Genomic DNA, 16999 nt, shown 5'->3' with positions numbered 1-16999 from the left:
AGCCGCCCCGCCGCTCGAAGGCGGAGAGGAGGACCAGCCAGCCGCAGGTCGCAGCCGCGAGCCGCCCTGCCCACCCGCAGATCGCGGCTTCCAGATCCGCCAGCGGTGCGGTCTGCGCGTCCAGGCCTGGCGGCACGAGGTTCAGGCCGGCTGTCGGGTCGGTGTCGGGCGTGGGGGACGCGGCGGCTGCCGGGGAAGGTACCTGTTCGATCACTGTGATCACCGGGCCCAGGGGTGTCGTCGATCAGCGGATGCGAGCAGGCTCGCATCCGCCACCGACAGTTTTCCTCCCTGCTGGTCAGGAGCCCGCGGGTGGCCAGGGGGCCGCGGGGCCCGGGGCTGCGGGCCGGCCCGGGACACCGGCGACGCCCCCGACATCGCCGATCATGACGCCTTTTCCGATCATGGTGTTCCGCGGCACCGCACGGAACCGCAGAACACCCGAACGGCGCGCGGGCGGCGGACCGGCGTGGTCATGACCGGCTGGCGAGGAGGGCCAGGACGTCCTGGGTGGTACCCGTCGCGAGCCCCACGACGGTCACCTGGGTGACCTCGTCACCCAGGAGCCGCTGCGCCCCAGACCCGTCCCGGTGAAGGCGCTACGCGCGTACTTGGTGACGAGGATGTCGCCGGGCCGCGAGCTGGACGCCGGGTGCGGCGGGCTCCGGTCAGCGGTGGGGCGGTGGGCGGCTGACGGAGATCACCGCCGCCGGCGGGATGACCATGGCGAGGATCATCATTCCCAGCGCCGCCGGGACGGAGAACAGCCGCACCACTGTTCCCGCCAGCACGAACAACAGCAGGCACACGGCCATCGCGATGAGGTAGCGGCGCCGCTCCCGCGTCCGGGTGGGGAACACCGCCATCGGCCCGGCTGACGGGCCGGCTCACCCCGCCCGCGCGGCCGCCCGCGTCAGCCGGGGTGGACGGGGTGGACGGGGACGCGCCGGGCCGGGCCCTGGCCTCGGCCGACCGGGCGACTCCCAGGTCGTAGGCACGCCGGCGGGCAGGATCGCCCAGGACCCGATACGCCGCATGGACCCGCTGGAACGACCGGGGCGAACCGCCCGCATCCGGATGGGCGTGCTTGGCCGCGCGGCGGTAGGCGGCCCGGATCTCGGCGTCGGTCGCGGTGCGGACGATCCCGAGCACCTCGTACAGCGATCCCTCATCCACCGTCCACCTCGCCAGACGCAGCGGCACCCTGGGGCAGGCTCTTCCCACGGTAGACCGCCGACGTGGAGCGGTGGGATGCCGCCGATCGCTCGCCCACCGCCTCGGGTGGTGCCCGCTCCCCCGAACGGCGGTTCGGTCAGGCGAAGCTTGGTCGGCTTCGGCTCGGACCAGTCGCGGTTGGCGTTGGACCAGCAGACGAACGGCTTGTCCTTGGTACCGCCGACAATCTCGAACTTGCCGCCCTTGACGATCTTCAGCAGGACAACGCAGTCGAGCCTGGAGCCGTTTGACCAGGCCGTCCGCACTGTAGTCGGTGAACTTGTTCGTGGCGGCGATCACCGATGCCCGGGCGAAGAAGGCGTTGGCACTCTGCGCCGGTGGCGCGTCAGAGGTGGTGTTGTCATCGGAGGAGTTCGAACACACCGCGAGAATGATGCCAAGGGCGAGGACGAGAACCGATAAACGGCGCAGGCGGCCGGGTAACCGGTTCATCGGCAGGTTTTTTCCTTTGTTCTCCCGCCCGCGGGCACTTCCGACGGCGTTACCTCCGGGGTCTCCGGGCTCCGGGGCGGGGTGGCCGCGGCCGGCGGCGCCGGCAATCATCATCCAGCCGACCTGGGCAGATGCCAGACGCAGGCGCTCCTCGCCTCCACAGCCACACGGCCTCCACAGCCACACGCCGCTCACCCCGCCCACACCGGACGAATCCCTCTACGACGGATTCGTGCGGATCTTCCGGCACGCGCTGGAGCCATGGGAGCGCAGCCCGCGCATGCTGGTGGCGTACCACCGGGCCCGGCTGACGCCCAACGGAAATCCTGCCGATTCTCGAGCGCCTCATGTTCCGGCCGACAAGCGACAACCGGTCCGCCGCCATCGCCGCTCGGACCGGCCGCACGCAGACAGACGACCGCGCGGACGGCGGGTAGGGTTCTGCCCAGTTATGCGGCATGTGTCGGTGCTCCGACACTGGCAGCTTCGGGGGTGCGCGGATGGCGGTCAGCGGGGGACGCCGCTGCGGGCGGCCGATCCCCGGTCCATCGGAGCGCACGTCCTGGACAGTGTCCTCGGCAGCGGCGGGATGGGCCGGGTGTACCTGGCCCACTCGCCGGACGGCCGACCCGTCGCCATAAAGATCATCCATGATCATCTGGCCCGCGACGAGCGGTACCTGGCCCGGTTCCAGCGGGAGGCCAGGATCGCGTGCAGCGTGGCGCCGTTCTGCACCGCGGAGGTCCTCGACTTCGGCGTGTTCGACGGGCGGCCCTACATCGTCACCGAGTTCCTGGACGGGCCGACGCTCGCGAGCGCGGTCGACGAGCACGGGCCGTTATCCACCACCGACCTGCACCAGCTCGCCGTCGCGATCGCCGCCGCGCTCACCTCGATCCACAGCGCCGGCCTCGTCCACCGTGACATCAAGCCCGACAACGTGCTGCTGTCGAAGACCGGGCCGCGGGTCATCGACTTCGGCGTGGCGCTGTCGCTGGAGTCCGGCTCGCTGCTGACCGGAGCCTCGGACACCGTCGGCACACCCGCCTTCATGGCACCCGAGCAGGCCATGCGGGAGACGACAACCGCGGCCGCCGACGTGTTCGCGTGGGGCGGCGTCGCCGCCTTCGCCGGGACGGGGCAGCCGCCGTTCGGGATCGCCGCCATACCGGTCGTCATGCACCGGGTCGTGTACGACGAACCGCGCCTCGATGGCCTCGATGTCCGGTTGCTCCCGCTCGTCCGCGCAGCGATGAGCAAGGACCCCGCCGACCGTCCGAGCGCCGCCGACCTGCTCGGCGAGCTGACCGGATCGACCCGCCCGGTGGCCGGCGTGCTGGCGGCCCAGTCGCTCGTGCCCGCGGCCGCCCGGGCGCGCGTACCGCTGGACAAGCCGGTCGTGCGGTCGGGCAAGCCGGTCCAGCCGCGGGCCGCGGCGCCGGTCCTGACGATTCCCGGCATCGGACCGCCTCCCGGGCCACCACCCGCGTCGGCCCTCGCGTCCTTACGGTCTCCGACCGTAGAACCGGCGGCACCGGCTACGGCGGCACCGGCTAAGACGGCACCGACGGCGGTCGGCGCCGATCCGCCGGGACCAGGACGGCGCCGCGGCGGGGCGAGCCGGCGCCGCCGCACCGCCGCCGCGGCGGCGACAGCAGCCGTGCTCGGTGTCGCGAGCGCGGCCCTGGCCGTTGTCCACCACCCGTCGGGCTCCGACCGCGCCGCGGCCCCGCCCGCCGCCGCGGCCGGGGCCTCCGCCACGGCACCAGCGGCATCCGGCGCGGCGGCCAGCAGGTCATCGAGGCGGTGACGGTGCTGACCGAGACCTCGTCCATCGCGGTCCTGCATTTCACGTCGCACATGACGCCGTTCGCCATCGTCAGCGCGGGCGGCGCGGTACTGAGCCGGCAGCCGGCCACCAGGTCGGTGGTGCAGGAGATCAACCTCGTCGGCACTCCGGATGGCTGGCGGGTCTCGCAGGTGACCCCGGTCTGAAGGGCAGGAGACAAGGACGCCGACGTGATCGCGACCGTCGACGAGCTCGCCGTGGTCAGGTGGTCCAGCTGACCACGGCGAGCTCGTCCGCGGCCGCCACGACGAGCCCGTTGCCGCCGCAGGAGGGGCAGGGGTCGAGCCGGGCGCCGTCGTACTCGTGCGCGCAGGTGAAGCAGCGCAGCCGGTCCGCCGCGTGCTGCCAGGAGAGGTGGGTGTTCTCGAGGCAGGTTCCGGCGGCGGCGGACTGCCACGCGGCGGTGGCCGAGGCGATGTCGACACCGGCCGCGGCGGCGAGAACCACCGTCCGCACCGGGGTTCCCTCGCTGGCCTCGGCGATGGCGCTGACCGCGGAGCGGGCGAGGCCGGCCTCATGCATGTCCGGGTACCTGCACCTTCTGTTCGGCGAGCACGGGCTCTTCGGCGAGCACGGACCATTCGGCGAGGACGGAGCGGGCCGCGTCGACCAGCGCGTCCACGCGGGCGTCGAGGAGGGGGCTCAGGCCCCAGCGTTCGGTGACGGATTCGGGCACGACGCCCACCAGGGCGACGCGCCGGGGGGCGCAGCCGGCGAGCTCGGTGGCCGCGAGCGCGTCGACGAGGCCGATGTCGTGGGCGGTGGCGCGCACGCCGTGGCCGCGGCGGACGTCCCCGTCGGGGATGACGATGACATCGCCGGGCCGCCCGTGGGCGGTGGAGACGGCGTCGAGGATGAGGACCGCGTCGCGGCCCGCCAGGTAGGGCATGAGCATCAGCCCGAGCGTCCCGCCGTCGAGGACGTCGACCCCGGGGATCGGCGGCGTGCCGAGCCGCCGGGCGGCGACCACGCCGACACCGTCGTCGCCGAGCAGCTCGTTGCCGATGCCCAGCACCAGAACGGGGGCGTCCGTCGGGGTGGTGGACGCCCGGAGGTCGGCCGGGTCCGTCACAGGTGGTCCTTCGGGAGGAACTTGTGGCCGGAGAAGATCGAGGTCAGGACGCCGGTGCCCTCCACCCGGTCGACCAGGATGGCGCTGTAGAGATGGTGGATCATGAATCCCCAGGTGAGCCACATGATCAGGTGGTGGACGAGCCGGAGCGTCGGCAGTGACACCACGTGGAGCAGCCAGCCGGTGAGCCAGGCCGCCCAGCCGGTGCCCTCCACACCCCACAGCACCAGACCGGTGACGATCTCGACCCCGAACATCGTGTAAAGCACGGTGTAGGTGAGGCCGGCGAGCGGATTGTGGCCGATGACCGGGGGTGCCTCCCGGGAGAGGAACGTGTAGAAGCGCACCGACGGAACGATCTGACCGAGCCGCTCCCGGGTGCTGGGTATCCACTCCGTCCACCGGGACCAGGGGTTGGGCGAGCGGAGGTGCCAGATGACCCGGGCCAGGACGAGCGCGATGAAGACGTACGCGGTGACCTTGTGGATGCTCCTCGTCCAGGTGACCCAGTAGACGTGGCCGCCCGGGTGGATGTCCGGGTTCCCGATGAGGTAGCCGGTGACGGACAGGGCGACGAGGTCCAGCACCAGCAGCCAGTGGATGAGGCGGACCGGAAGATCCCAGACCCGGAACCGGACGAGCTCCGCGTGCTCGGTGTGCGGGGCGGGCGCGGTCACGCTCACTGGACCCGCACCTCGATGATGTCGCGGCCCTCGGCGTCGTAGATGTGCGCCGCGCAGGCCATGCAGGGGTCGAAGGAGTGCAGGGTGCGCAGGATCTCCAGCGGCCGCTGGGGATCGGCGACGGGTGTGCCGACCAGCGCGGCCTCGTAGGCGCCGGGATTCCCCTGCGCGTCGCGGGGGCTGGCGTTCCAGGTGGTGGGCACCACGGCCTGGTAGTTGCGGATCCGGCCGTCCTCGATGACGACCCAGTGCGACAGCGACCCGCGGGGCGCCTCGTGGAAGCCGACGCCGAGCAGGGCGCCCTCCGGCCAGGATGTCGGACGCCAGCGCCCGGTGTCGGCGACGGCCAGGTCGCCGGCGGCGACGTTGTCACGCAGCCGGTTGACGAGCTCCAGGGAGTACTGCGCCATCAGCCTGGTCTCCAGGCCGCGGGCCACCACCCGGCCGAGGGTGGACATCAGTGCCTCGGGCGGCAGTCGCAGGGCGTCGAGCGCGCCCTGCACGAGCGGGCGGATACGGGCGTCCCCGGAGGTGTAGCCGACGAGCATGCGGGCCACCGGGCCGACCTCCATGGCCGCTCCCTGGTAGCGCGGCGCCTTCAGCCAGGTGTACTTCCCGGCGACGTCGAGCTGCTCGAAAGGGGGTTCGGGTCCGGTGTACTGCGGGGTCGTCTCACCCTTCCAGGGGGGCAGCGCGGCGCCGGGATCGTCGTAGCGGAACCACGAATGGGCGACGGACTCGGCGATACCGGACGGGTCGAAGGGTTCCGGTTTCGCCGAGAGGTTCCCGTTCCGGATGATCCCGCCGGGGAAAAGGCCGTCCCGGGGTGGCCGGGCGATGCCCGGCGGCGACAGTGAATAGTCACCGAACACCATGTAGGAGCCCAGGCCCCGACCGTAGGTCGTCCACTCGGGATAGGCGGCGCCGATCGCCTGCAGGTCCGGCAGGAAGACCTGCTCGACGAATTCGAGGCCCCGCTGCAGGATCTGCGTCACCTCCTGCAGTGTGTTCGCGTTGATGGCGTCCTGGCTGTTGAGGTCGATCGGGGACGCCATTCCGCCGACCACGTAGGTCTGCGGGTGCGGGTTCTTTCCACCGAGCAGGGCGTGCACCCGGATGTAGTCCCGTTGGAAGTCCAGCGCGTCGAGATAGTGGCTGAACGCGATCAGGTTCAGCTCCGGGCTCAGCCGGTAGGCCGGATGCCCCCAGTAGCCGTTGGTGAACGGCCCGATCTTCCCGCTTTCCAGGAAGACCTTGAGCCGGGTCTGTACCGAGGCGAACAGGCCGGCCGTGGAACGCGGATAGTCGGAGATGGACTGCGCCAGCGCCGCGGCACGCACCGGGTCGGCCGCGAGCGCCGCGGTCGGATCGACCCAGTCCAGGGCCTGCAGGTGGTAGAAGTGGACAACATGGTCGTGCACACACAGTGACGTGGCGATCAGGTCCCGCAGCAGCCGGGCGTTCAGCGGCGGGACGGCGCCGACCGCGTCCTCCACCGCCCGCACCGAGGCCAGCGCGTGCACCGAGGTGCACACACCGCAGATCCGCTGCGCGAACAGCCAGGCGTCCCGGGGGTCCCGGCCGGTCAGGATCGTCTCGATGCCGCGCCACATCGTCGAGGACGCGTAGGCCTCGGTGACCTGACCGCCGTCCACCTGCACCTCGACCCGCAGGTGGCCCTCGATCCGCGACACCGGGTCGATGACAAGCCGACTCATCTCGCTTCGCCCGTCTCTCCGTCGCCGTGCGCCTTGTCGGCGTGTGCCTTGTCTGTGGCCGCTTCGTCGGTGGGCGCTTCGTCGTCTTCCACCAGGTCCCGCGCGGCCTGCTTCTCGCGGCGGGCGGCGACCCGGTGCTGGACGACCTTGCCGACGCCGTGCGCCGCGAAGCCGGTCGCCGTGGCTGCCAGCACGCCGACGCCGATCTTGTCGGCGGTGAGGTCGAAACCGGAGGTCGCCACGTGCGGCAGCCGGTCGTAGAAGGGCGACATGGTGTCCCAGAAGCCCGGCTCGGAGCAGCCCACGCAGCCGTGCCCGGCCGCCACCGGCCAGGACGTCCCCCCGTTGAACCGGACGCTGGGACAGTTGTGGAAGGTGCTCGGCCCCTTGCAGCCCAGCCGGTACAGGCACCAGCCGTTGCGGTGGCCCGCGTCGCCCCACTGCTCGGCGAACTCGCCGGCGTCGAAGTGGCCGCGCCGCTGGCAGGTGTCGTGGATGCGCTGCCCGTAGGCGAACAGCGGCCGGCTGAACCTGTCCCGCGCCGGGAACTCACCGAAGGTCAGGTGATGGACGATGGTGGCGGTCAGGTTGTCCGCGTTGACCGGGCAACCGGTCAGGTTCACAACCGGAACCCCGCCGACGACGTCCTCGACCCGGACCGCCCCGGTCGGGTTCGGCCCGGCCGCCGGGATTCCACCGAAGGCCGAGCAGGTGCCGACGTTGATGATGCCGGCCGCGCCACGGACCGCCTCGCGCAGGATGTCCTCGGCCGACTTGCCGCCGATCGTGCACGCCCCGGGAATTCCGGTCGGAATGGAGCCCTCGACGACGACGAGGTGCCCGCCTTTCGCCACCGCGTCGTCGCGGGCCTTCTCCGCGGCCGCGCCGGAGGCCGCCATCACCGTCTCGTGGTAGTCGAGCGAGATCATGCCCAGAATCAGGTCCGCGGCCGACGGATTACGCGAGCGCAGGAACGCCTCACTGTCACCGGCGCAGTCCTGGAATTCCAGCCAGATCACGGTGGGACGGTCGACCTTGTCCAACGCGTAGGCGACCTTGGGCGCCAACTGGGCCGGCAGGGCGAGCGTCGCGGTGACACCCGCGCAGAATCTCAGGAAAGACCGCCGGTCGACCCCCGCGTCCGCCAGCCGCGCGGACAACGGCCGGCCGGATTCGCTCGTCATGCGAGTGGACGTTAGTGCGCGCCTTGGTGCCGGACGGCAGCCTCATCGCCTCGGCCGCGGGAGTCCGTACGAGCCGATCGGACGGGCCGGACGTCCCTTGCCGCACCTGTCCACCGCCCCGGAGACTGGCCCAGCATGTGCCTCGGGATACCTGGCCGGATCGTGGCGACCGTCGACGTCGCCGGCCTGCTCATGGGCACGGTCGACTTCGACGGGCTGACCCGCGAGGTCTGCCTCGCCTACCTCCCCGACGCACGGGTCGGGGAGTACGTGATCGTCCACGTGGGGTTCGCCATCAGCATGGTCGACGAGGCCGAGGCGCACCGCACCCTGGAGATGCTCCGCTCGATGGGCACCTCCCTGGAGGCGGAGCTGTGAGATACCTCGACGAGTACCGCGACCCCGCCCTCGCGCGGCAGCTCCTCGACGAGATCCACACGACGGCCACCCGGCCCTGGACCCTGATGGAGGTCTGCGGCGGCCAGACGCACACCATCGTCCGCCAGGGCATCGACAACCTGCTGCCCGCGGGCCTGCGGATGATCCACGGGCCGGGCTGCCCGGTGTGCGTGACCCCGCTCGAACTCATCGACAAGGCCCTGGCCATCGCCGCCCGTCCCGAGGTCATCTTCACCTCCTACGGCGACATGCTGCGGGTGCCCGGAACGGGGACCGACCTGTTGGCCCTGCGCGCCCGCGGCTCCGACGTCCGCGTCGTCTACTCCCCGCTGGACGCGGTACGCCTGGCCGAACAGCACCCGGACCGCCAGGTGGTCTTCTTCGCGGTCGGCTTCGAGACGACCGCGCCGGCGAACGCCATGGCGGTACTGCGCGCCCACCAGCTCGGCCTGCCCAACTTCAGCATCCTGGTCAGCCACGTCCTCGTCCCACCGGCCATGACGGCGCTCCTCGACGCGCCCGACCGCCAGGTCCAGGGGTTCCTCGCCGCCGGCCACGTCTGCGCCGTCATGGGCTGGACGGAGTACGAACCCATCGCGCACCGTTACCAGGTACCCGTCGTCGTGACCGGCTTCGAGCCGCTCGACCTGCTCGAGGGCATCCTGATGGCCGTCCGCCAGCTCGAGGCGGGCCACGCGCGGGTGGAGAACCAGTACGCCCGCGCCGTCCACCGCGACGGCAACAGCCGGGCGCGGGAGGCCATCCGCCGCGTGTTCCGGGTGCGGGACCGCGCCTGGCGCGGCATCGGCACCATCCCGGACAGCGGCCTGGCCCTCACCGACGAGTTCGCCCGCTACGACGCCGAGACCCGCTTCGCCGTCTCCGGGCTGACCGCCCGGGAGCATCCCGCCTGCATCGCCGGCGACATCCTCACCGGCGCCCGCGAGCCGACCGACTGCACCGCCTACGGGACGGCCTGCACCCCGCGCACCCCGCTCGGCGCGCCGATGGTCTCCACCGAGGGCACCTGCGCCGCCTACCACTCCGCCGGGAGGGCGTCGTGACCACCGTTGACCCCACCTTCGCCAGCTGCGCGCTCCCCCGCGTCGAGACCGAGCGGGTCACGCTCGGGCACGGCAGCGGCGGGCAGCTGTCCGCCGAGCTGCTCCGGGACGTCCTGCTGCCCGCCCTCGGCGCGGGCTCGGCCCTGGCCGCGCGGGCGGGCCAGCCCGACGGCGGCGTCCTCGAGGATGCCGCCGTCCTCGACGTCGCCGGCGTCACCCTGGTGACCAGCACCGACGCGTTCGTCGTGAGCCCGCTGTTCTTCCCCGGCGGGGACATCGGCACGCTCGCCGTCCACGGCACCGTCAACGACCTGGCCATGATGGGCGCGACGCCGCTCGCGCTCACCGTCGCCTACATCATCGAGGAGGGCTTCCCCCTCGACGACCTGCGGCGGATCATCGCCTCCGTCGGTTCGGCCGCGGCGGCCGCCGGGGTCCCCGTCGTGACCGGTGACACCAAGGTCGTGCCCCGCGGCGCCGCCGACGGCATCTTCGTGACCACGTCCGGCATCGGACGCCGCCTGCCCGCCGCGCGCGTCTCGGCCGCCTTCGCCCGCCCCGGCGACGCGGTGCTCGTCTCCGGGCCGATCGGCGCGCACGGCACCACCGTGCTCTCGGCGCGGGAGGCCCTCGGCTTCGAGGCCGACATCGCCTCCGACACCCGCCCGCTGCACCGTCTCGTCCAGGCCATGGTGGAACGCCGCGGCGGCGACATCCACGTGATGCGCGACCCGACCCGCGGCGGGGTGGCGTCGGCGCTCAACGAGATCGCCGCGGCGTCCGGAGTCGGTGTCGAGATCGACGAGACGGCGCTGCCCGTACCGCCGCTGGTCGCCGCCGCCTGCGACCTGCTCGGTCTCGACCCGCTGCATGTCGCCAACGAGGGCTGCCTGATCGCCGTTGTCGCGCCCGAGGCCGCCGACGAGATCCTGGCCGTCATGCGTTCGCGGCCCGAAAGCCGGCACGCCACCCGCCTGGGCGACGTCGTCGCCGGTCATCCTGGTCGCGTGGTGATGCGCACGCTGCTGGGCAGCACCCGGCTCGTCGACATGCTCGTCGGCGAGCAACTCCCCCGCATCTGCTGAGCCGCGGTTCCGCGGAACCGCACAGGCCATCTATCTCCGCCGCCAAGAATCTGGTATCACCCATTGAAAGAGCTACGTTTCCCGTATAGCGAACCGTTGTTCTCTCCCTGGAGGACCAGATGTACCCACCAGACTTCGCGACGCTGACCCCTGACAAGCCCGCCGTGATCCTCGCCGGTGGCCCCCGCGGGCAGGAACGGATCCTGACCTACCGTGAGCTCGTCGAGGGCTCCAACCGGCTGGCCCGGTTACTCGTCGACTCGGGCCTGCGCCCGGGTGACCGCCTCGCGATTCTCGCCGAGAACCACCTGCGCTATTTCGAGCTGGTCTGGGCCGGCCTCAACTGCGGCCTCTACATCACCCCGGTGAACTCGCATCTCACCCCGCCCGAGGTCGCGTACCTGATCAACGACAGCGGGGCGAAGGCACTGATCAGCAGCCGGGCGCTCGCCGAGGTAGCCGAAGCCGTCGTCCCCGAGACCCCCGGGGTCGTCCGGCGCCTCATGCTCGACGGGGGCTCCGAGCACTACGAGGACCTCGACGCCGCCACCGCCGGCTTCTCCGCCGAGCCCCGGGACGACGAGATCCGCGGCACGTTCATGCTCTACAGCTCCGGGACGACCGGCCGGCCGAAGGGAATCCAGTTCCCGCGGCCCGACTGGCCCGCCAGCGAGGGCGACGCCCCGCTGCTTCCCGGCGCCCGCGGGGCCTTCGGCTTCGACTCCGAAGCGGTCTACATCTCCCCCGCGCCGCTCTACCACGCAGCCCCGCTGCGGGTGTCCGCGCTGATGCACAGCGTCGGCGGCACGGTTGTCGTCCTCCCGAAGTTCGACGCCGAGGGGGCCCTGCACGCGATCGAACGGTACCGGGTGACCACCTCCCAGTGGGTCCCGACGATGTTCGTCCGGATGCTCAAGCTGCCACCCGAGGTCCGCGCCCGCTACGACCTGTCAAGCCTGCGGATCGCCGTCCACGCGGCCGCGCCGTGCCCGGTCGAGGTCAAGCGCCAGATGATCGAGTGGTGGGGCCCGATCATCTTCGAGTACTACGCCGGCTCCGAGAATGTCGGCAGCACCGGTCTGACCAGTGAGGAGTGGCTGGCGCACCCGGGATCGGTCGGCCGGGCGCAGGGCGGGGTGCTGCACATCTGCGGTGAGGATGACGCGGAGCTCCCGGCCGGCCAGGACGGGGTGGTCTACTTCGAGGCCAAGGGCGCGGGCTTCAGTTACCACAACGACCCGGACCGCACCAGGGCCGTCAGCCATCCCGCCCATCCCGGCTGGCGCACCCTGGGCGACATCGGCCACGTCGACGAGGACGGCTACCTCTACCTCAGTGACCGGAAGGACTTCACGATCATCGCGGGCGGGGTGAACATCTACCCGCGCGAGATCGAGGACGTCCTGGTGCTGCACGACGAGGTCGTGGACGTCGCCGTGTTCGGCGTGCCGCACCCCGAGCTCGGCGAGCAGGTCAAGGCCGTCGTCCAGCCGGTGCGGATGGCCGACGCCGGCGACGGGCTGGCCGCGCGGCTGCTGGAGCACTGCCGCACCAGGCTCGCGCCGTTCAAGTGGCCGCGGTCGATCGACTTCGTGCCCGAACTCCCCCGCCTGGACAACGGCAAGCTCTACAAGAAGCCGCTGCGCGACGCCTACTGGGCCGCCGAGGCCTCCACCGTCGCCCGTTAGCCGCCGGGAACCAGCGAGAGGACTGCGATGTTTCGCAGAGAGAAGTTACTCACCGCCGTCATCGCCTGTTGTGTGGCGCTCGCCGTGGGCGCCTGCGGCGGCGGTGACGGCTCGTCCACGACGACCGGCACCACCACCGCCACCGGGCCCACCGGCGAGCCGGTCGCCGGCGGCTCCCTGCGGGTCATGCAGCTCTCCGAGCCCCGTTCGATGGATCCGGTCACCATGACGAACGCGTGGCAGGTCAACGCGTTCGTGGGCAACGCCCTGTACGGCACGCTGATGACCAACGACGAGCACACGGGCGAGATCAGGTACGCGATGGCGGAGTCGTTCGCCACCGCCGACAAGGGCGCCGCGTTCGAGCTGAAACTTCGACCGGGCCTGACGTTCACCGACGGCACCACGCTCGACGCCGCGGCGGTGAAGTTCAACTGGGATCGCCATCGGGATCCGGCGATGGCCTCGCCCTACCTGCCGGAGGCGTCCCTCATCGCCGCCACCGACGTCGTGGACGCCACGACCCTGAAGGTGACGATGACCGAGCCGGTGCCCAGCTTCCCGGCCGCGATGCTCACCACGTCCATGAACTGGATCGCCTCCCCCACCGCGCTGCGGAAGGGCAAGGCGTCCTTCGACGCGAAGCCGGTCGGCGCGGGGCCGTACACCCTGCGGACCTGGACCCGCCAGGACCGCATCGAGCTGGCGAAGAACCCCGGCTACTGGGACGCTCCCCGGCCCTATCTCGACGGCATCACCATCCGCACGTCGAACGACTCGAGCCAGCGGTACAACACTCTGATCAGCGGCGGCGCCGACGTGGTCATCGACACGAACGCGGACAGCGTCGCCAAGGCCGGGAAGGCCGGCTACTCGACGGACGTCACGCCGCTGAGCGGCGGCCTGTTCCTCGCGATGAACATGCGCAGGGCGCCGTTCGACGACCTGCGGGCCCGGCAGGCGATCGCCGCCGCGGTCGACCTGGACGCGCTGAACCTGGCCGTGTACAATGGCGCCGCCCAGACCGCCGACACGCTGTTCACCAAGTCCTCGCCGTTCTACTCCGACAAGCCGCTGCGGACGTACGACCGGGCGAGGGCGCAGCGGCTGTTCGACGAGCTGGCCGCCGACGGCAAACCCGTCACCTTCACGTTCACCAGCTTCACCTCGTCGGAGATCAGGGACACGACCGAGAACGTCCAGGCCCAGCTCAGCTCGTACGAGAACGTCAAGGTCCAGGTGCGGGTGGTCGACTTCTCCGAGTATCCCAAGATCCAGGCGAGCAACGACTTCGACATGGTCGTCTGGTCGGCGAACTTCATCGACCCGGACCCACGGATGTGGACGGTGTTCCGCAGCGACTCCCGCGGCAACTTCCCGGGCGTCAAGGACGAGCGGATCGACGCCGCCCTGAAGGCGGGCCGCACGGGGACGACCGAACAGGAACGCAAGGCCGCGTACGCCACCCTCCAGGAGCGGCTGACCGCGCTGGTTCCCGCGGTCTTCACCGTCCGGGTGAACCCGAGCGTCATGGCCGCCAGGAACGTCGGCGGCATCACCCAGTACGGCCTCGGATCACTCCTGCCCGAGCCCCTGTGGCTCCAGCCATGACCTGACCTCAGCCGCTTGAGGTGGACGTCGCCGCGGGCTGGGTCGCCTGCGGGGACGTCCGGCGGGGTTCCGGGAGCGTGACGGCCGACGTCGACGCCGCGCGGCCGGGGATGCCGAGTGCCAGGAGGCCGGCGATCAGCGCGGCGCCGGCGCCGATCAGGTATCCGACGTGCAGGCCGGCGAGGGAGGGCACCTGGGTCGACCCGAACGGGATGGTCATGTTCGCCAGGACCACGCCGATCACCGCGCTCGCCCCCGTGGTTCCGATGGAGCGCATGAGGGTGTTGAGGCCGTTCGCCGCGGCGCCCTCGGATGCCGGCACGGACTGCATGATCAGGGTGGGCATGGACGCGTACGCCAGTGCGACGCCGGTGCTGATCACGCAGCTGACGAGAAGGACTCCCGGCGGGCTGCCGGTGAGCCCGAGTGCGAGGCAGTAGCCACCGGCGATCACGACCGAGCCGGCGATGAGCGAGGTCCTCGGTCCGCGTGCCGTGATCAGCCTGCCGGCGATGGGCGACACGGCCATCATCACCAGCCCCACGGGGGCCATCCACAGGCCGGTGGCGAGCAGCGACTGGCCGAGCCCGTGCCCGGTGGCCTTCGGCAGCTGCAGCAGCTGGGGGTTGATCAGCGAGTTCGCGTACATCGCGAAGCCCAGCGCGACGGAAGCGATGTTCGTCAGCAGCACCGGGCGCCGGATGGTGGTGCGCAGGTCCACGAGGGGGGCCTCGGCGCGGGTCTCCCACCAGGTCCAGGCGACGAGGAGGGCGGCGGCCACCATGCCCAGGCCGAGGGTGGTGGTGCTGGTCCAGCCCCAGGTGCTTCCCTTCGACACGGCGAGCAGCAGCGCGACGAGCCCTCCGGAGAGCAGGATCGCCCCCGGCAGGTCGAACCGGCCCGTGCCGCGGACCGGCGACTCGGGAACGACCCGCCAGATCAGCACCATCAGGGCGACGACGGCGACGGCCGAGCCCCAGAACAGCACGTGCCAGTCGGTCTGCTGGGCGACCGCCGCCGCGATCGGCAGGCCCAGCGCGCTCCCGATCCCGAGCGAGGAGCTCATCAGCGCCATGGCGGGGATCAGCCGCTTCGCCGGCAGCAGGTCACGCATGATGCTGATGCCCAGCGGGATGATCGCCATGCCGAGGCCCTGCATCGACCGGCCCACCAGCAGCGGCACGAGCGAGCTGCTCAGAGCGCACACCACCGAGCCACAGGCGAGCGCGGTGCCGGCGACGAAGACCATGCGCCGCTTGCCGTAGAGGTCGCCGAGCCGCCCGTACACCGGGTTGGCGACGGACGCGGTGAGCAGCGTGGCCGTGATCGCCCACGAGGCGTTCGCCGAGCTGGTGTGCAGCAGCGATGGCAGCGTCGGCAGCAGCGGCACCATCAACGTCTGCATCATCGCGACGACGACGCCTATCCCACCCAGGACGGCGATGATCGCGTTGACGTGCGACTCGTCGCCCACGCGACGGGTCGCGACCAGGGCGGAGCCGCCGCTGTCGTCACTGGAGGTCATGCCCCCTCCTCAACTTCTTTGTACTATACATACATATGTATCATGCATACCTCCCGAATGTCAGTGCACGACGGAGCGGAACCGGTCACACTTGCCGCGCCTCGGAGCGGTCGGGCCATGCCGGCCTGTCAGGGCTACTCGATGCCCAGGTATTTCTGGTAGATCTCGTCCGCACCGATGCCAAGGGTTGACTGTGCGTGGGGGCTCGACAACCGGACGCGGGCGTCAGGTCAGGCGCGGCCGTTCTCCACCGGGGGGCAGTGCCGGGTCGGGGTCTCCGTCGCCGGGAGGACGAGATCCCTGGCGGTCGCGGTCAGCGACAGGCCCTCGGCGTCGGTGGACGCCTTGACGATGGTCAGGTCGAACGGCAGGCCGCCGACGGGAATCGGAATCGGGGGAAGCAGGTCACCCAGGCCGCCGGGCACCGGAATTCGGCCTCCACCAGACCGGACCCATCATGAGCATGATGCCGATCTTCATGGTCGGCATCGTCTTCGGCCTGGCCACCGCCGTCCTCGCCCTTCTCGGGGAGAAGGCGTGGTGGATCCCACGCCACCTCGACCGGGTCCTGCCCCACATCGACGTCGAGGGCGAGACGCTGAGCCGGCCAGCCGGCGTGGCACCGGCCGTTGCGGCACCGGCCACCGGTCGCGAGGACCCCGTCGCCCTGGAATCCACGTCCGTGCGTTGAGCACGCCCCGTCCGAGGGCCGCCGGCACCCGGCAGGCGGCACTGCGGCCCGCGGACGGGGCCCGTACCGTGGGCACCACGGCCCAGCAACGGCCCAGCATCGGACGGGAACCGCTATGACGATCACCAGCCGGTGGCGGCGCCTCCGGGACCATCACCGCACAAGCACCGTGGTGATCGCGCTTCTGGCCTTCGCGGCCGCCGGCCCCGCCAGCAGACTCAACCCGCAGCATGTCGCCCACGACAGCTCCCCATACCCCGCGGTCCTGCTCGCCGCCGTCACCTGCACGGCCCTGCTCTGGAACGAGCGCCACCCCCGCGCGACCGCCGTGGTGGCCATCGCCTGCACCGTGGTCCTGGCCGGCCTGGGCTACCTGCTCACCTCGCTGATGATCGCTCCCGCGATGGCGGCGGTCTACTTCCTGGCCGCGCGCACCGACCGCAGGACCACCCTGAGCTTCCTGCTCCCCGGCTGCGCGGCGGTGGTCGCGACGGCGCTGGTCGCCGACCCCAAGGGCTATCCCCTGGAGCTCAAGACCATCGGCCCGACCGCCTGGCTGCTGATGGCCGCGTCACTCGGCGGCGCGCGGCGGATCAAACAGGACTACCTGGACGCCGTCCACGCCCGCGCGGAACACGCCGAACGCACCCGGGAGGCCGAGGCACGCCGCCGGGTCGCCGACGAACGCACCCGCATCGCCCGCGAACTCCACGATGTCGTCGCCCACCACATCACCCTCGCCCACGCCCAGGCCGGCACCGC

Annotated in this window: 16 protein-coding genes and 4 pseudogenes; 10 read left to right on the top strand and 10 right to left on the bottom strand. The window is 71.5% G+C overall.

Features of this window, described 5'->3' with window-relative positions; translation table 11 throughout:
* The 3 genes and pseudogenes from FMEAI12_RS09835 to FMEAI12_RS37960 form a co-directional block, all read right to left on the bottom strand.
* Positions 1–214: pseudogene (locus FMEAI12_RS09835) on the bottom strand (HNH endonuclease); the annotation flags it as partial.
* A 454-nt stretch (positions 215–668) separates the two neighbouring features.
* The gene (locus tag FMEAI12_RS37965) at positions 669–866 is read right to left on the bottom strand and encodes a DUF3099 domain-containing protein (RefSeq protein WP_235013862.1); all 198 of its coding nucleotides are present in this window, start codon (positions 864–866) and stop codon (positions 669–671) included.
* A gap of 181 nt (positions 867–1047) precedes the next feature.
* Positions 1048–1668 (bottom strand): annotated as a pseudogene (locus tag FMEAI12_RS37960) (DnaJ domain-containing protein); the annotation flags it as partial.
* Here FMEAI12_RS37960 and FMEAI12_RS39820 point away from each other — a divergent pair.
* The 3 genes and pseudogenes from FMEAI12_RS39820 to FMEAI12_RS09820 all read left to right on the top strand — a co-directional run.
* Positions 1607–1987: pseudogene (locus FMEAI12_RS39820) on the top strand (hypothetical protein); the annotation flags it as partial. The pseudogenes FMEAI12_RS37960 and FMEAI12_RS39820 sit on opposite strands and share 62 nt — an antisense overlap.
* A 147-nt stretch (positions 1988–2134) precedes the next feature.
* Positions 2135–3478 (top strand): serine/threonine-protein kinase, encoded by a 1344-nt coding sequence (locus tag FMEAI12_RS09825; RefSeq protein ID WP_235013861.1) that lies wholly within the window; start codon positions 2135–2137, stop codon positions 3476–3478.
* Entirely contained in the window at positions 3475–3663 is a 189-nt protein-coding gene (locus FMEAI12_RS09820) for a hypothetical protein (RefSeq protein WP_112105774.1), read from the top strand. The genes FMEAI12_RS09825 and FMEAI12_RS09820 overlap by 4 nt, the downstream gene beginning before the upstream one ends.
* 55 nt (positions 3664–3718) lie before the next feature.
* Here FMEAI12_RS09820 and FMEAI12_RS09815 read toward each other — a convergent pair whose 3' ends face one another.
* The 5 genes from FMEAI12_RS09815 to FMEAI12_RS09795 are packed head-to-tail and all read right to left on the bottom strand — an operon-like array spanning position 3719 to position 8174.
* Complete coding sequence (locus FMEAI12_RS09815) at positions 3719–4039, bottom strand: hydrogenase maturation nickel metallochaperone HypA (protein WP_071065873.1); 321 nt, start codon at positions 4037–4039, stop codon at positions 3719–3721.
* Positions 4032–4589 carry a HyaD/HybD family hydrogenase maturation endopeptidase gene (locus FMEAI12_RS09810; RefSeq protein WP_071065874.1) on the bottom strand — a complete coding sequence of 186 codons (558 nt, stop codon included), beginning with the start codon at positions 4587–4589 and terminating at the stop codon, positions 4032–4034. The genes FMEAI12_RS09815 and FMEAI12_RS09810 overlap by 8 nt, the downstream gene beginning before the upstream one ends.
* On the bottom strand, positions 4586–5272 hold the full coding sequence (locus tag FMEAI12_RS09805; protein WP_071065875.1) for a cytochrome b/b6 domain-containing protein: 687 nt from the start codon (positions 5270–5272) through the stop codon (positions 4586–4588). Before FMEAI12_RS09805 ends, FMEAI12_RS09810 begins: the two co-directional genes overlap by 4 nt.
* Positions 5269–6990, bottom strand: a complete 1722-nt coding sequence (locus FMEAI12_RS09800) for a nickel-dependent hydrogenase large subunit (protein WP_112105773.1) — start codon at positions 6988–6990, stop codon at positions 5269–5271. The genes FMEAI12_RS09805 and FMEAI12_RS09800 overlap by 4 nt, the downstream gene beginning before the upstream one ends.
* Positions 6987–8174, bottom strand: a complete 1188-nt coding sequence (locus FMEAI12_RS09795; protein ID WP_112105772.1) for a hydrogenase small subunit — start codon at positions 8172–8174, stop codon at positions 6987–6989. Before FMEAI12_RS09795 ends, FMEAI12_RS09800 begins: the two co-directional genes overlap by 4 nt.
* A 135-nt stretch (positions 8175–8309) precedes the next feature.
* On the opposite strand from FMEAI12_RS09795, the gene FMEAI12_RS09790 reads away from it, so the two are divergent.
* The 5 genes from FMEAI12_RS09790 (at position 8310) to FMEAI12_RS09770 (ending at position 14021) form a co-directional block, all read left to right on the top strand.
* Complete coding sequence (locus FMEAI12_RS09790) at positions 8310–8552, top strand: HypC/HybG/HupF family hydrogenase formation chaperone (protein ID WP_071065878.1); 243 nt, start codon at positions 8310–8312, stop codon at positions 8550–8552.
* Positions 8549–9637, top strand: a complete 1089-nt coding sequence (gene hypD / locus FMEAI12_RS09785) for a hydrogenase formation protein HypD (RefSeq protein ID WP_020460944.1) — start codon at positions 8549–8551, stop codon at positions 9635–9637. The genes FMEAI12_RS09790 and hypD overlap by 4 nt, the downstream gene beginning before the upstream one ends.
* Positions 9634–10722: a hydrogenase expression/formation protein HypE gene (hypE, locus tag FMEAI12_RS09780; protein WP_071065879.1), complete on the top strand. Its 1089-nt coding sequence runs from the start codon at positions 9634–9636 to the stop codon at positions 10720–10722. The genes hypD and hypE overlap by 4 nt, the downstream gene beginning before the upstream one ends.
* A gap of 119 nt (positions 10723–10841) precedes the next feature.
* Entirely contained in the window at positions 10842–12410 is a 1569-nt protein-coding gene (locus FMEAI12_RS09775; RefSeq protein ID WP_112105771.1) for an acyl-CoA synthetase, read from the top strand.
* Positions 12411–12437: 27 nt separating this feature from the next.
* Positions 12438–14021 (top strand): ABC transporter substrate-binding protein, encoded by a 1584-nt coding sequence (locus FMEAI12_RS09770; RefSeq protein WP_112105770.1) that lies wholly within the window; start codon positions 12438–12440, stop codon positions 14019–14021.
* A gap of 7 nt (positions 14022–14028) precedes the next feature.
* Here the strand turns inward: FMEAI12_RS09770 and FMEAI12_RS09765 are convergent, their stop codons facing one another.
* Both FMEAI12_RS09765 and FMEAI12_RS09760 read right to left on the bottom strand, forming a co-directional pair.
* Positions 14029–15546 (bottom strand): MFS transporter, encoded by a 1518-nt coding sequence (locus FMEAI12_RS09765; RefSeq protein WP_112105769.1) that lies wholly within the window; start codon positions 15544–15546, stop codon positions 14029–14031.
* 230 nt (positions 15547–15776) lie between these two features.
* A complete protein-coding gene (locus FMEAI12_RS09760; RefSeq protein ID WP_306769413.1) occupies positions 15777–15971 on the bottom strand; it encodes a hypothetical protein in 195 nt (64 codons plus the stop codon).
* A gap of 8 nt (positions 15972–15979) precedes the next feature.
* Between FMEAI12_RS09760 and FMEAI12_RS09755 the strand changes: the two are divergent.
* Together FMEAI12_RS09755 and FMEAI12_RS09750 are read left to right on the top strand one after the other, a co-directional pair.
* Positions 15980–16237, top strand: a pseudogene (locus FMEAI12_RS09755) (hypothetical protein); the annotation flags it as partial.
* A gap of 115 nt (positions 16238–16352) precedes the next feature.
* Positions 16353–16999 (top strand): histidine kinase dimerization/phosphoacceptor domain-containing protein (locus tag FMEAI12_RS09750; RefSeq protein ID WP_200835239.1); only part of this gene is annotated, 647 nt, incomplete at its 3' end.

Origin of the sequence: Parafrankia sp. Ea1.12 (assembly GCF_900465275.1) — a bacterium.
GTDB classification, from domain to species: Bacteria; Actinomycetota; Actinomycetes; order Frankiales; family Frankiaceae; genus Parafrankia; species Parafrankia soli.
This window is presented reverse-complemented; position numbering and strand designations above follow the sequence as displayed.